The organism is Aquabacterium sp. A7-Y (genome assembly GCF_026153205.1).
Taxonomy (GTDB): domain Bacteria; phylum Pseudomonadota; class Gammaproteobacteria; order Burkholderiales; family Burkholderiaceae_C; genus Caldimonas.
Window position 1 is genome coordinate 20,554 of record NZ_JAPFBW010000024.1, and the last position, 13,697, is coordinate 34,250.

At 71.1% G+C, this 13,697-nt stretch carries 12 protein-coding genes; 8 read left to right on the forward strand and 4 right to left on the reverse strand.

The genetic code is table 11. The features are described 5' to 3' along the window. Positions 1-65: 65 nt before the first annotated feature. Positions 66-746 (forward strand): 2OG-Fe(II) oxygenase, encoded by a 681-nt coding sequence (locus OOT46_RS20480; RefSeq protein WP_265405569.1) that lies wholly within the window; start codon positions 66-68, stop codon positions 744-746. Between the two features lie 14 nt (positions 747-760). On the opposite strand, the gene OOT46_RS20485 is transcribed toward OOT46_RS20480, so the two are convergent. The 3 genes from OOT46_RS20485 to OOT46_RS20495 all read right to left on the reverse strand — a co-directional run bounded on the left by OOT46_RS20485 (position 761) and on the right by OOT46_RS20495 (position 2,549). Next, positions 761-1,462: an extensin family protein gene (locus OOT46_RS20485; RefSeq protein WP_265405487.1), complete on the reverse strand. Its 702-nt coding sequence runs from the start codon at positions 1,460-1,462 to the stop codon at positions 761-763. 27 nt (positions 1,463-1,489) lie between these two features. Then, complete coding sequence (locus OOT46_RS20490; RefSeq protein ID WP_265405488.1) at positions 1,490-1,840, reverse strand: DUF2845 domain-containing protein; 351 nt, start codon at positions 1,838-1,840, stop codon at positions 1,490-1,492. A gap of 145 nt (positions 1,841-1,985) precedes the next feature. Next, positions 1,986-2,549 carry a peroxiredoxin gene (locus OOT46_RS20495; RefSeq protein WP_265405489.1) on the reverse strand — a complete coding sequence of 188 codons (564 nt, stop codon included), beginning with the start codon at positions 2,547-2,549 and terminating at the stop codon, positions 1,986-1,988. A gap of 182 nt (positions 2,550-2,731) precedes the next feature. On the opposite strand from OOT46_RS20495, the gene OOT46_RS20500 reads away from it, so the two are divergent. The 7 genes from OOT46_RS20500 (at position 2,732) to OOT46_RS20530 (ending at position 12,471) form a co-directional block, all read left to right on the forward strand. After that, positions 2,732-3,094, forward strand: a complete 363-nt coding sequence (locus OOT46_RS20500) for a translation initiation factor Sui1 (RefSeq protein ID WP_265405490.1) — start codon at positions 2,732-2,734, stop codon at positions 3,092-3,094. Positions 3,095-3,336: 242 nt separating this feature from the next. Next, complete coding sequence (locus tag OOT46_RS20505) at positions 3,337-5,121, forward strand: M14 family metallopeptidase (RefSeq protein WP_265405491.1); 1,785 nt, start codon at positions 3,337-3,339, stop codon at positions 5,119-5,121. Positions 5,122-5,598: 477 nt separating this feature from the next. Continuing rightward, a complete protein-coding gene (locus OOT46_RS20510; RefSeq protein WP_265405492.1) occupies positions 5,599-6,924 on the forward strand; it encodes a calcium-binding protein in 1,326 nt (441 codons plus the stop codon). 306 nt (positions 6,925-7,230) lie between these two features. After that, complete coding sequence (locus OOT46_RS20515; RefSeq protein WP_265405493.1) at positions 7,231-9,297, forward strand: acyltransferase family protein; 2,067 nt, start codon at positions 7,231-7,233, stop codon at positions 9,295-9,297. Between the two features lie 83 nt (positions 9,298-9,380). Next, the gene (locus OOT46_RS20520; protein WP_265405494.1) at positions 9,381-10,391 is read left to right on the forward strand and encodes an LLM class flavin-dependent oxidoreductase; all 1,011 of its coding nucleotides are present in this window, start codon (positions 9,381-9,383) and stop codon (positions 10,389-10,391) included. 612 nt (positions 10,392-11,003) lie between these two features. Next, on the forward strand, positions 11,004-11,810 hold the full coding sequence (locus OOT46_RS20525; protein ID WP_265405495.1) for a CsgG/HfaB family protein: 807 nt from the start codon (positions 11,004-11,006) through the stop codon (positions 11,808-11,810). A gap of 94 nt (positions 11,811-11,904) precedes the next feature. Continuing rightward, positions 11,905-12,471: a hypothetical protein gene (locus OOT46_RS20530; protein ID WP_265405496.1), complete on the forward strand. Its 567-nt coding sequence runs from the start codon at positions 11,905-11,907 to the stop codon at positions 12,469-12,471. 86 nt (positions 12,472-12,557) lie between these two features. Here OOT46_RS20530 and OOT46_RS20535 read toward each other — a convergent pair whose 3' ends face one another. After that, a complete protein-coding gene (locus OOT46_RS20535; protein ID WP_265405497.1) occupies positions 12,558-13,601 on the reverse strand; it encodes a TraB/GumN family protein in 1,044 nt (347 codons plus the stop codon). Between the last annotated feature and the right edge of the window lie 96 nt (positions 13,602-13,697).

Consider the following 13,697-nt stretch of genomic DNA (forward strand, 5'->3'; position numbering starts at 1 on the left):
GGTCGAGCCGGCCCCCGCCTGCGCCGTCCTTCGATGCCGATCCGCGCGTCGAGCAGGTCGCGTCGCTGGACTGGACGCGGCTGCTCGACGAAGTGGACGACCGGGGCTGCGCCCTGCTGGAGCGGCTGCTCGATGCCGACACCTGCCGGGCGCTGGCGGCCCTCTATCAAGAAGACGGGCTGTTCCGCAGCCGGGTCGTGATGACACGCCATGGCTTCGGCCGCGGCGAATACAAGTACTTCGCCTATCCCCTGCCGGCGCTGATCGACGGCTTGCGCAGCGTGCTGTATGCGCAGCTGGCGCCGCTCGCCAACCGCTGGCAGGAGGCCCTGGGGCTGCCTGAGCGCTTTCCGGCCGACCACCCCGCCTTCGTCCGGCGCTGCCACGCCGCCGGCCAGCGGCGCCCGACGCCGCTGCTGCTGCAGTACGGCCCGGGCGACTACAACTGCCTGCACCAGGACCTCTACGGCGAGCAGGTCTTCCCGCTGCAGGTGGCGGTGCTGCTGTCCGAGCCGGGACGCGACTTCAGCGGCGGCGAATTCGTGCTCACCGAGCAGCGGCCGCGCCTACAGTCGCGGCCCGAGGTCGTGCCGCTGCGCCAGGGCGATGCGGTGGTGTTCGCGGTGCACCACCGGCCGGTGCCGGGCAGCCGCGGGACCTATCGGGTGATGATGCGGCACGGCGTGAGCCGCTTGCGCTCCGGGCAGCGCCACACGCTGGGCCTGATCTTCCACGACGCGAGCTGAGCGATGCCGCCTCCTCAGCGGCACATCCTGAAGCCGCTGCGCTCGAAGTGGAAGTGGTGGCGGTGCGCCGCGTTGTAGTCGGGCCCCAGCACGCCGTCGAAATAGCGGCAGGCGCCCTCACCCACTTCGCGCAGGAAGTCGGCCGGCGCTCCGCCAGCCTGCCAGTCGCGCAGCAGCGACACGCGCCGCCCGTCCGTCAGCACGAAGCCGGCGATGTCGAGTGCGTCGGCGCTGGCATGCCGGCTGCGCCGGCCTTCGCTGCGGCCATAGACGTTGCGGCAGGCGTAGCTGCCGAGGTGCTCGATGCGGCGCACCGGACTGCCGAGGTGCTGCACCGCCGCCGGCTGCAGGACGTGGTGCTCCCACAGGGCCAGCGACACCGCGGCCCGGCACGACAGCGCGAAAGGGGGGCCGACCGACACGCTGGTCGCGCTGATCCTGACTGCGTTGTGGAGGCCACAGCCCGCTGCGTCCTCCCGGTCGGCAAGCGGCTGCCAGCGCAGCGCGCTGCTGCCGAGCACGGCCCGGCAGGCCGCTGCGTCCTGTGACAGCCGGGCGAGCTTGAGCCGCGTCAACAGCGTAGGCGGATGCCCGATGCGCAAGGGCGCCCACGGGTTCCATTCATCCGGTACGTCGACGAGGCCGGCCCGCACCGACCATGCGGCACCGGCCAGCAGCGCCGCCAGCAGACCGACCAGCCACCACAACTTCGACATCGGCCGGGAGTGAAGGCGAAAGCGACCTCAGCGCTGCAGGCGCCGCCCGTACTCGATCGAGGTGACCTGGCCGGACTCGAACTTCACGGTGGCGGTGAGGTGCCCCGGCCCGCGGTCATAGACCCACTCGTCCACCTGCTCGCAGGGCAGCACTGCCACGACGGTGCTGCCGGGCACCGTCGGCACGATCGGGGTGCGTTGGTGGACCGGCTTGCAGTAGCTGTCCTTCAGCAGCGGTTCGCCGCATTTCTGCAGGATGGACAGCTTGGATTCTCCGACCTCGGAGATCTGGCCGTTGCAGCGCAGCGATTCGGCCTGCGCGGGCAGGCAGAGGGCGGACGCGGCGGCGGCGACGCAGGCCCATCGGACTGGCTTCATGATTGCGGTGCTCCCCTGTGGCATGAGGGCCGGATGGCCCGGCCTCCATCTTAGGGCTTGAGGCCGGACCGCGTCGCGGCAACGCGAACCACCGTCCTGTCGGGCGACACACCGGCCGCCGGCGCCGCGGTTCGCCATGCCGGGCTCAACGGCCCTTGCCGGCCCGCCACGTCTCGACGGCCTTGAGCATGTGTTGCACATGCCCCTCGGGATTTTTGCTGGCGTAGACGTCCAGGATGCGGCCCTCGGGACTGATCACATAGGAGATGCGGTCGGCAGTATCGGGTCGGCTGGCCAGCGCGGCGTCGTACTGCCTCGCGATGCGGGCGCCGGGGTCGGCGGCGACGGCGAACTTGTTGCGGCAGGCCTCGACCGAAAACTGCTTCAGCGTCGTGATGGAGTCGTTCGACATGCCGATCACGCGGGCGCCCAGGGACTCGAAGGCCGGTGTGGCTTCGGCGAAGGCATGGGCCTCCAGCGTGCAGCCGCTGGTGAAGGCCTTGGGGTAGAAGTACAGCACCACCGGCCCTTCTTTCAGGGCCTCGGCGAGGGAGAAACCGAAGTCCTGGCCGCCGAGCGCGGCTTGCGTCGTGAAGTCCGGCGCGGCGGCGCCCACCGGCAGGGCGGCCTCGGCCGCAGCGGAAAAAAGGAGCGCCGCGCCCAGCGCGGCAGGCAGGGCGACAAGCAGGGGGGATCGGGCGAGCGTCATGGCAGTACTCCGCAGCTGAGTCCCACCCAGTGTGCCGCAAGGCGCCCGGCCGCCCCTACCCCCAATGAGGCAACGAAATTTCACATCTTTTGAGGTTCGCTACACCGAGGCGAGCACCATCGCCGCGGCGCCCCTGCCGGTGCGGCGCCGCGCCTATCATCGGCGCTCTATCTCCCAGCGCCATGAACAACAGCAGCAAGACCGCTCGCCTCGTCTACTCCACCGAGGGCGGCCGCATGTGCCCCGAATGCCGGCGGCCGCAAGTCCAATGTGTCTGTGCCCGCCGGCCCGAACCACCGGCCGGCGACGGCAAGGTCCGGGTCTGGCGCGAGAGCAAGGGCCGCGGCGGCAAGGCCGTCACCGTGATCAAAGGCGTGCCGCTCGCGGGCGAGGCACTGGCCGAACTCGGCAAGCAGTTGAGAACCGCCTGCGGCTCCGGCGGAACCGTCAAGGACGGCGTGATCGAGATCCAGGGCGACCATTGCGACCGGGTGATCGAGCGCCTGCAGGGTCGTGGTTGGAGCGTCAAGCGGGCTGGCGGCTAGGAATCCGCGCGGCAGAGCGCGCGGCCCGTACTTACGGGCAATGGAAGCACTTTCCCGAGGGGCTTTGACGTACCCTCGCAGTCGCCCGGACCCAGCCCTCGCGCGGCAGCCCGGGCCTCCCGTCAACCGCCGCGCCAGCCGCTCCATCGTCGCGCCTCGTGACCGGGTCGTGCACGGCGTCGTGCCACAAGCACCGGCGGTCCGCTGCTCGTTCACCCCCCACCTCCCAAGGGAACCGATACATGTTGCGTGCCACGTCCGTCCTCGCCCTGCTGACAGCCACCCTGGCCTCGCCCGCCTCCGCCGCCCCGGCCTCCGCGCCCCCCGCCCTGACCACCATCGCCGAGCGCTCGGGCTTCCAGAAGACCGGCCGCTATGACGAGGTACTGGCCCTGTGCGCCGCGTACCAGAAGGCCTATCCCAAGGCGGTGCGCTGCTTCGAGTTCGGGCGCACGCCCGAGGGCCGGCCGATGATGGCGCTGGCCGTCTCACGCAGCGGCGCGCTGAGCTCGCGGGCGGCCCGCGAGCGCAAGCTGCCGGTCGTGCTGATCCAGGGCGGCATCCACGCGGGCGAGATCGACGGCAAGGACGCCGGCTTCCTGGCCCTGCGCCAGGTGCTCGACGGCCAGGCCGCCCCCGGCGCGCTCGACAAGCAGGTGCTGCTGTTCGTGCCGGTCTTCAACATCGACGGCCACGAGCGTTTCGGCCGCTGGAACCGACCCAACCAGCGCGGACCCGAGGAGATGGGCTGGCGCACGACGGCGCAGAACTACAACCTCAACCGCGACTACGCAAAGGCCGACGCGCCCGAGATGCAGGCCATGCTGCGGCTGGTCAACGAGTGGGACCCGCTCGCCTACATCGACCTGCATGTGACCGACGGGGCCCAGTTCGAGCACGACATCGCCATCGAGGTGGAGCCCGTCTACGCCAGCGACACCGAGTTGCGCCAGGCGGGCCGTGAGTTTCGCGATGGCGTCATCGCCGACCTGGCGGCGCAGGGCTCCCTGCCGCTGTCCTTCTACCCCTCCTTCGACGTCGAGGACGATCCCAGCTCGGGCGTCACCGTCAACGTCTCGCCGCCGCGCTACTCGACCGGTTACTTCCACCTGCGCAACCGCTTCGGCATGCTGGTGGAAACGCATTCGTGGAAGGACTATCCCACCCGCGTGAGGATCACCCGCAACACCGTGGTCTCGGTGCTGACGCGCATCGCCGCGAACGGCGCCGGCTGGTCCCGCGCCGCCGCTGCGGCCGACCAGCGCTCGAGCGGCCTGGGCGGCCAGACGGTCGCGCTCGATTACAAGGCCACCGACAAGGCGCGCACCATCGACTTCCGCGGCTACGCGTACACCCGCACGCCGTCGGACATCTCGGGGGCGCTGATGACCCGCTACGACGAAACAAAACCGCAGATCTGGAAGCTCGCGCTGCGTGACGATGTGCAGCCCAGCGTCACGGTGAACGCGCCCAAGGCGGGCTACCTGGTGCCGGCCGCCCATGCGTCCTGGGTGGGCCGCAAGCTCAGGCAGCACGGCATCGTGTTCCGGGACCTGCGCAGTGCGCTGCCGCGTGCCCAGGTCGAAACCTTCCGCGCCGACAAGGCCACCTTCAGCACCGAGTCGAACGAGGGCCACCACCGTCTCGCGCTGCAGGGCAGCTGGAAGCCCGAGACGCGCGACGTCGGCGCCGGGGCCTTGTTCGTGCCGGTGGGCCAGCCCAAGGCTCGCCTGGTGATGGCCCTGCTCGAGCCGCTGGCGCCCGACGCGCTGGTGGCCTGGGGCGAGTTCAACACCGCCTTCGAGATGAAGGAGTACATGGAGCCCTATGTCGCCGAGGCGGTGGCACGCGAGCAGCTGGCGGCCGATCCGCAGCTGGCTGCAGAGTTCCGGAAGAAGATCGCCGAGGACCCCGAGTTCGCCAAGAGCCCGGCGGCCCGGCTCGAGTTCTTCTATCGCCGCCACTCGTCCTGGGACGAGCGCTTCAAGCTCTATCCCGTAATGCGCACGGACCTCGCGCCCCGCTGAGAGCCGCAGGCGACGCGCGCGAGGGCCGCGGCCATTTCGTTGCAAATCCAGCCGGTGCCGAGCAGGCCCCAGCGATACCGTTGTGCCATCTGTCTTGCCGTTTCTTCTTGTTGTCCGGAGGGGGCCCGGTCGCGCGCCAGACCCGGCAGCGCCGGCCCGGCGGCATTTGCAAGGAGCCCAAACAAAATGGCAGCGCGATCTGGGTGGGGACGATCCTCTCGCTTGAGGCGGAAAACCCTCCTGGCCAGCGGCTACGAGGCCCCGCGCCGCTCGGGCGGCCGCCCCCCTTGATGAGGGTGGCGAGCCGGCGGGTCCTGTCCGATTCTTTCTGCGGCCCTGTGTGGTCGCCGGCCCTCCGAAACACCGGCGTCCGACGCACAGGCACACCCCGGAGGCGCCAGCTTCCCGGCGGGTACTCGCAGGTCGTCTGCCGGGGCACGCTTCCGATCATCTGAGGTTCAACGCAAGGAGGTTCAGATGGCAGTTTTCAATGGCACCGACTCCGACGACGTGCTCGTCGACACCAGCAGCGACCTGTCCTCGACGCTCAACGCCAACTGGTCAGGCGGCGAGGACCACCTCACCGGAGGCAGCGGCGACGACACCTACCACATCAACTCGGCCGGCGACCAGGTGGTCGAGCAGGGCGGCCAGGGCGAGGACCGGGTCGCCTCTCGGCTGGCGAGCTACACCCTGCCCGACCACGTCGAGGACCTGCAACTCGACAGCACGCCGACCGAGCTCGTCACCCTGCCCGACGGCTCGACGGAGATGCGCCCGGCGGCGCGCGAGGGCTGCGGCAACGGCCTGGACAACACGCTACGCGGCAACTTCAACGACAACACCCTGACAGGGCTGGACGGCAACGACGAGCTGTGGGGCGGCGACGGCAACGACACCTTGAGGGGCGGCAACGGCAACGACCTGTTGATGGGCGGGGCCGACGGGGACCTCTACGGCGAAAACGACACCTTGATGGGCGACGCCGGCAACGACCTGCTGTACGGGCGCATGGGCGAGGACCGGCTGTACGGAGGAGACGGCAACGACCGGCTCGACGGCGGCGGCGGCGCCGACCGGCTCGAAGGCGGGCGCGGCCAGGACGTGTACTACAGCGACCCGGAGGACACCATCATCGAGACCCGCAGCGGCGGCGTCGACACCGTGCACAGCCAGGGCGGCTACACGCTGGGCAAGCACCTCGAGAACCTGACCCTGACGGTCGAAGCCGGCGACGCCGACGGCCGCGGCAACAGCCTGGCGAACGTGATCAGCGGCAACGGCTCGAAAAACACGCTGTGGGGCATGAACGGCAACGACACCCTGCTGGGTGACGACGGCGACGACGTGCTCCATGGCGGCGCGGGCAACGACATTCTGGTCGGCCAGTCGGGGCGCGACAGCCTGACCGGCGGCGCCGGCGCCGACCGTTTCGTGTTCGGCATCCCCGACGGCTTCGAGCACGACACGCTGACCGACTTCTTGCATGCCGACGACAGCATCCTGCTGCCCGACCTGATGGACTCGCGGCTCGACGCTGCGCTGGCCCCCGGCATCCGGGGTCTGGTGTTCGACGGCGGCAATGTCGCGGGCGCGGTCCTGAAGGCGCACTGTTTCTTCAGCGGCGAGGGACACGACGGCAGCAACGCCGCAGACCGCAGCGGCATCTACGTGAACACCCTGGACGGCCAGGTCTGGTACAACCCGACGGCCGGGATCGGCGGCGATGCGCTGCTGCTCGGCAGCGTCTCGGTGGCGGCGGCAGCGACCCTGGACTCGAGCGACTTCCTCTACGGCGCTTGAGCAGCGTGCAACCCGGGTGCGCCGCGCCGCCAGCGCCGGTGCACCCGACGCCCCACCTGCCCGGCAGGGGCGCGGGCGATGTCCGGCCTCCTCTTCTCTTCAGCTTCGTCAGGTCCGCCGGGCGACTTCAGTGCTTCATCAATCCCTTCCGCTCTGAAGTAGCTTGTTTCTGTCTACCTCGTTCGGGGAGAACGAGGTATCACTCGTAATCGCTGGAAATCTGTCCCGTCAACCAGCCGCCTGACGTGCGAAGCTCCGCGCTCGCCTCCTCACCCCCCTCCCAACTTTGACTCGATCGAGAAGCCGATGACGCACGGCAGCCCTGGCTATATCCCGCAAATCGACTCGTTGCGCGCGCTCGCTGTCGTGGCGGTTCTGGTCTATCACCTGAGCGGCGCCTGGCTGCCGGGCGGCTTCGCCGGCGTCGACATCTTTTTCGTGATCTCCGGCTATGTCGTCAGCGGCGCGCTGCTGCGCAACCGGGGCCTGGGCTTCAAGGCCTTCCTGCTGCACTTCTATGACAAGCGAGTGCTGCGCATCCTGCCGGCGCTGGTGGCCTGCCTGCTCGTGACGGCACTCGCGACCGCGCTGTTCATCCCCGGCTCCTGGCTCAGCCAGTCCAACACCAAGACGCTGCTGCTGGCCTTCGCCGGGCTCAGCAACTTCTCGCTGATGTCGTCGGGCGACGCCTACTTCTCGCCGCGCAGCGAGTTCAACCCCGCGACGCACACCTGGTCGCTCGGTGTCGAAGAACAGTTCTACGTCGCCTTTCCGCTCATCTACTACCTGTGGCTGCGCTCGCTCGATGCCGCACCCGGCCGGCGCCGGGGTGGCGGGCTGCTGCTGATCGCCGCGATGGCAGCCTCGCTGGCCTACTGCATCGTGGTCTCGGGCCGCGACGGGCTGATGGCCTACTACAGCCTGGCCAGCCGGTTCTGGGAACTGGGCCTGGGCGCACTGCTGTTCCAGGCCCACCACGGCGGCCGCTACCTGACCGGCCGGCTGCTGCCGCAGCCCGCGGTGATCGGGCTGTCGCTCGGCTTGATGGCGCTGGCGCTGGGCTGGTCGCAGCGCGAGGCCTTCCCCATGCCCTGGGCGCTGCCGGCCACGCTGGGTGCCGCCTTGTTCATCGACGGCGTGGTGGCGCCGGCCAGCCGGGCCAGCCGGCTGACACGCGCACTCGGCTGGGCCCCGCTCACCGGAATCGGCAAGATCTCCTACTCGCTCTACCTCTGGCACTGGCCGGTCTATGTGCTGCTGCGCTGGACCGTCGGCCTCGACGAGCCGCGTTGGCAGGCGCTGGCCGTCGCCCTCGTGCTGGGCCTCGCGATCGCTTCCTACCGGTGGCTGGAGCGCCCCTTGCGTCACAGCCGGGCGCTGCAGTCGCGCCCGCCCGGCCAGCTGGTGCTCGGGGCCGCCGCCACGGCGGCCGTCTCGGCCGGCCTGGTGCTGGCCAGCGCCTTCGCACAGCCCTATGTCTCATTGAGCACCACACGCGAGCAGCAGGACTGGTACCCCTATGAATGGGCCTTGCGCAGCGTCACGGAGGACAGCTCGGGGTGCAAGAGCGTCAAGGAGAAGAGCGCGCTGCCCGGCGGCCAGATCACCACCTACGGGCGCCCGGGCTGCCAGGACGTGCGCCGGCTTTTCGTGCTCGGCGACTCGCATTCGACGGCGCTGAGCACACTGCTGTCCAAACTCTCGGTCGAGCAGAACTACGAGGTCCACGTCTACACCCGCCCGGGCTGCCCCTTCCTGCGCATCACCGAACCCGCCGCCGACGGCTGCAAGGACTACGCCGAAACCGCCACGGCCCACCTGCATGCCCGGCTGCGACCGGGCGACACCGTGCTGCTGCCCTCGCTGCGTGTGAAACGTTTCGCCGACCAGTGGGCCAGCTTCTCGGAGGCCGAAGTGCTGGCCTCGGTGCGCGGCGAGGCAGCCGCGCAGCGCCGCGCGCTCGGCACGCAAGAGGCGAGCGAGTGGGTGCGCCCGGTCGCCGAGCGCGGCGTGCGCGTGATCTTCGTGGCGCCGACACCGCTCTTCAAGGCGCCGGCCTTCCGCTGCTCGGACTGGTTCAATGCCTCCAACCCGATCTGCCGCCCGGGCCTGCAGATGGAGCGCGAGCAGCTGCAGGCGCTGCGCGCCCCGGTGGTGGAGGCGATGCAGGGGCTGACCCGCGTGGCCAGCGGCGTGACCGTGTGGGACCCTTTCGACCGGCTCTGTCCGGGCGCCGTCTGCCGGGCCTCGCACCAGGGCCGGCCGCTGTACTTCGATGCCGACCACCTCAGCGGCTACGGCAACCTGCTGCTCTACGAGGACTTCGTGCAGCTGCTGCACCAGGGCGAGGAGCGCCGCCAGGCCGCCTTGTAAAAAGCCGCGCCGCTCAAGGCGCCCTCCCTACTTGGCGTCCTGCGGGGCCTTGACGATGGCGCCACGGCCCTCACCTGGGACAGATGATTCCGTTTTCCGTTCTCGATCTCGCACCCATCAACCAGGGCAGCGACGCGGCCCGGTCCTTCGGCAACTCGGTCGCCCTGGCCCGCCATGCCGAGGCGCTCGGCTACCGGCGCTACTGGCTCGCCGAACACCACGGCATGCCCGGCATCGCCAGCGCCGCCACGGCGGTGCTGATCGGCCATGTGGCCGGCGCCACCGCCACGATCCGCGTCGGCGCGGGCGGCATCATGCTGCCCAACCACTCGCCGCTGGTCATCGCCGAGCAGTTCGGCACGCTGGAGTCGCTCTACCCCGGCCGCATCGACCTGGGCCTGGGCCGCGCCCCCGGCTCGGACGCGGCGGCCGCACGGGCCATGCGCCGCAACCTCGCGACCGACCCCGACGCCTTTCCCCAGGACGTCGTCGAGCTGATGGACTATTTCGCCGGCTCGCCCCGGCAGGCGGTGCGCGCGGTGCCGGGCGCCGGCCTGCAGGTGCCGCTGTGGATCCTGGGCTCCAGCTTGTTCGGTGCCCAGCTGGCCGCGGCGCTGGGCCTGCCCTATGCCTTCGCCTCGCACTTCGCGCCGGCGCAGATGATGGCGGCCATCGCCACCTACCGCGCCCAGTTCCGGCCCTCGGCGCAGCTCGCCCAGCCCTATGTGATGCTCGGCTACAACGTCTTCGCCGCCGACACCGACGAGGAAGCGGCCTGGCTCGCCAGCTCGGTGGAGCAGGCCTTCGTGAACCTGCGCAGCGGCCGGCCGGCGCAGCTGCCGCCGCCGGTGGCGGGCTACCGCGACCGGCTCGACCCGCAGGCGCAGGCGATGCTGGAGCACGTGCTGTCCTGCTCGGCGGTCGGCGCACCGGGCACGGTGCGCGAACAGCTGCGAAGTTTCATCGAGCGCACCGGCGCCGACGAGCTGATGATCACTTCCCAGGTGTTCGACCCGGCCGCGCGGCTCAAGTGCTACGACATCGCCGCGCAGGCGCGCGAGGAGCTGGAACTGCACAAGAAGAAGGCAGTTTGATGACAAGCCGCATCAACACAGGCTCGGCGTGATCACCCTACAGCTTTTCCACAGGCCCTTCCACACGAGCTGTGGATGGCGCGGCTCGGCTCGGCGGCCGCATCCGTAGCAGCGACCGGGTCCGGGCCTGACCCTGCGTTTCCCGAGCGTCGGCCCGACGCCGCCGCATTTTCCGCGAAAGCCCGCCCCGCCTGCCCGCCGGCGAAAGTGCGGCACAACTTTCCCCACCCGCCACACCGCTTGCCCACAGTGTTGCCCACAGGCACGCGAGGCCCCGCTCGGCATCCTGCCGCGGCGGCGCCTCGGGACGCACCAGCGGCCGGCATGGAAAAGCCCCGGATGGACCACCCGGGTTCCCGCTGAATCCCCTGCAGCCCAGGCCCGACGCGGCTTGCACGCCGACCGGCCGCAGCGCCCGGCGCATGTCGTCCACCGCTTATCCACCCGCGGCCCACCTTCTGTCCAGCGCTTGTCCACACGCTTGCCCACAGGATCGGCGGGCTCGCGTCTGCCCCGTTTTGAGGGGGCAGCGCGCGGCCGATTCGCTGGCATCATTCCGGCTCAACACGAACAAGCCGCCTCCGCTGCGGAGGCAAAAGTGAGGGATCGGACATGAACAAGCGGGTCGGCGTCACCCTGTTGCTGGCTGCCCTGGCAGCCGCGGGTTGCGGAGAGAAAAAGACCGAGCTGGGCGAAGGCGGCTCGGTGGTGGCCGGGTCGGCCGGGCCGGCCGGCGCACAAGGCGCGGCGGCCGAGCTGGTGCGCTGCGACGCGCCGGTGGCGACCCTGGCGCTGGCGGAGAACCCGCACGGCTACACCCTGCACGCCAACTACCAGCTGCCGGCTTCGCCGGTGCCGCTGATCCGGCTGATCGCGCAGCAAAGCGGCTGCTTCCGGGTGGTCGACCGCGCCGCCGGCCTGCGCAGCACGGTGCAGGAGCAGGAGCTGAAGGACGCCGGCATCCTCCGCTCCAACTCCACCGTCGCCAAGGGCAAGGGCTACGAGGCCCAGTACACCCTGGTGCCCAGCCTGACCTTCAGCGAGCAGGACGCCGGGCGCGGGCTGGCCGGCGTGATTGCCGCCATCCCGGTGCTGCGCGACATCGCCGGCCTCGCGGGGCTGGCCGAGCAGGTGAAGTTCAAGGAAGCCCAGGTGGCCCTGCTGCTCACCGACAACGAGACCACCGAGCAGCTCGCCGCAGCGACCGGCGCGGCCCGCACCACCGACCTGGGCCTGGGCGGGCTGGCCTTCGGCCGCCTGGGCGGCGCCGGCGGCATGGGCTGGAGCAACACCAACGAGGGCAAGGTCATCGCCGCCGCCTTCTTCGATGCCCACAACAAGCTGGTGACCCAGGTCCGCGAACTGGCGGCCAAGGAGCTGCCGCCGGCCCCTGCGATCAAGGCCAAGGCGGGCGGCTGAGCGCCACCTTCGGCAAGCCCCGGAAAGGGCGGGCAAGGCGTTTGCAGGTCCTGTGCAGGCCGGGGCACGCCCGGCACCCACACAGGAGCTGCTCATGCCCCATCCCCAGCACAAGACAAGCACCTCGCCCGCCCCGGGCGGCGCCCTGGACGCCGCCAAGGAGGCGCTGCGCCAGCATCCCGCAGGCACCCTTGCCGGCGGTGTGGCCGGCATGGCCGCGGGCGTCGTCGGCGGCATGGCGGCCGGCCCCGTCGGCAGCCTGGCCGGCGCGGTCGTCGGTGCCGCCACCGGCGCCGCGATGGGCGGCGCCGCGGGCCGGCCCGCCGGTCTGCCGGTCGACGAGGACGACACGCATCGGCGCAGCCAGCATGCGGCCCAGCCCTATGCGGCCCCGGAGCGCCCCTACGAACACTACGCACCCGCCTATCGCTACGGCAGCGACGGCCATCGCCGGCATGCCTCGGCGCAGAGCTGGAACGATGTGGCCAGTCCACTCGAGCAAGGCTGGGCCCAAGCGCGCGGCGACTCGCCGCTGGAGTGGCGCGAAGCCGCGCCGGCCGTGCGTGCCTCCTGGGAGCGCGCCCGCAGCCGGCCGGCCGTGACCGGCGAGCTGGACCCGAGCGACCAGAGCGCGGGACAAGTCCTGCGGCCGCCACATTGAGACGGCTGTCGCCGGCAGGCGCCGGCGCGATCGGGCGGAGGGCCTAGACGCCCGTGCCCGGCCGGGCCGGGCCGGGCCGGACAAGGTCACGGGGCCCTCCCGCCCGGCGCCCCGGCCCGCGCTGCCCCCGCCCGGGGAAACACGACCCGCTCCACGCGGAAGCCCTTTTTCTGCAACAGCACCGGCAGCGCCCGGTCGCCCGTCATGTGCAAGGCACCGACCGCGGCCAGCACCTCACCCTGGGCATGCAGGGCGGCGATGCGCTCCGCCATGGCGGGGTTCCTGTCGCCGAGCAGGGCGTCGACGGTGGCCCGCTCCTCGGCCGTGTTCATGCAGTCGCACCATTGCTCGTAGCTCGCCAGCTCGTCGAGATCGCCGCGCTCCCAGGCCGAGGCCAGGCGCAGCAGCAGGGAACGGGCCCGGCCATCTTCGAGCTGGCTGAGCCCTTGCTCCAGCAGCACGACGCTGTCGGCCGGGTCGTCCGGGATCAGGGCGGCCTGCTGCAGCTCGGGGGTTTCCAGCCCGGTCACGGGGCGCTTGAGCTGCCGTGCCCAGCCCAACAGCGCGGACTCCTGGGCCCAGGCGGGATGCAGGCCGTCGCGGCGGCCGGCCAGCACGGTCAGCGTGACGACCTGCAGCACCGGGTGCAGGGCGGCCAGCTGCGCCTCCGGCAGGCAGGCATCGGCGGCCTGGGCCGACAGGCGTTGCTGCAGCGCCGCGGTCAAGGCCGGGGCCGGGCCCGAGGGCGGCTGCCGGAGCTTCTCGAGCACGGCCGGGTCGCTCAGGTCCAGCTCCATCGCGAGCTGCCGGCTGCCCTGCAGCGCGGTGCGCAACGCCGGGCCGGGATAGATCCAGTCCGGGCGCCCGAGATGGATGGTGCCGTAGAGCCAGGAGGTGCGCCCGTCGCGCTCGATGCGCCACAGGAAGCCGCGGTCCCGGGCCGCCGCCATGCCGCTGCGCATCTCGGCCTCGGTGGGCGGCCGGGCATCGGGCGGACAGGCCCGCCCGCCCGGCGCCGCGGCCGGTGTCGCCGGGGGCGGCGCCGCGTCCCCGGCCTGCGCCTGCCAGGCCGCCCCGATCAGGAGCAGTGCCGCCGCGGCGGCTCGCCGCCATGTCCTCTGTATCCTCATGCCGACCCCTCGGTATGGTGTGGTTTCCCTCTTTGCGACGGAGTATCGCCCGGGGCCGCCGGGACGTGACGTATTCTTGCGGCCTTCCGACCCAGG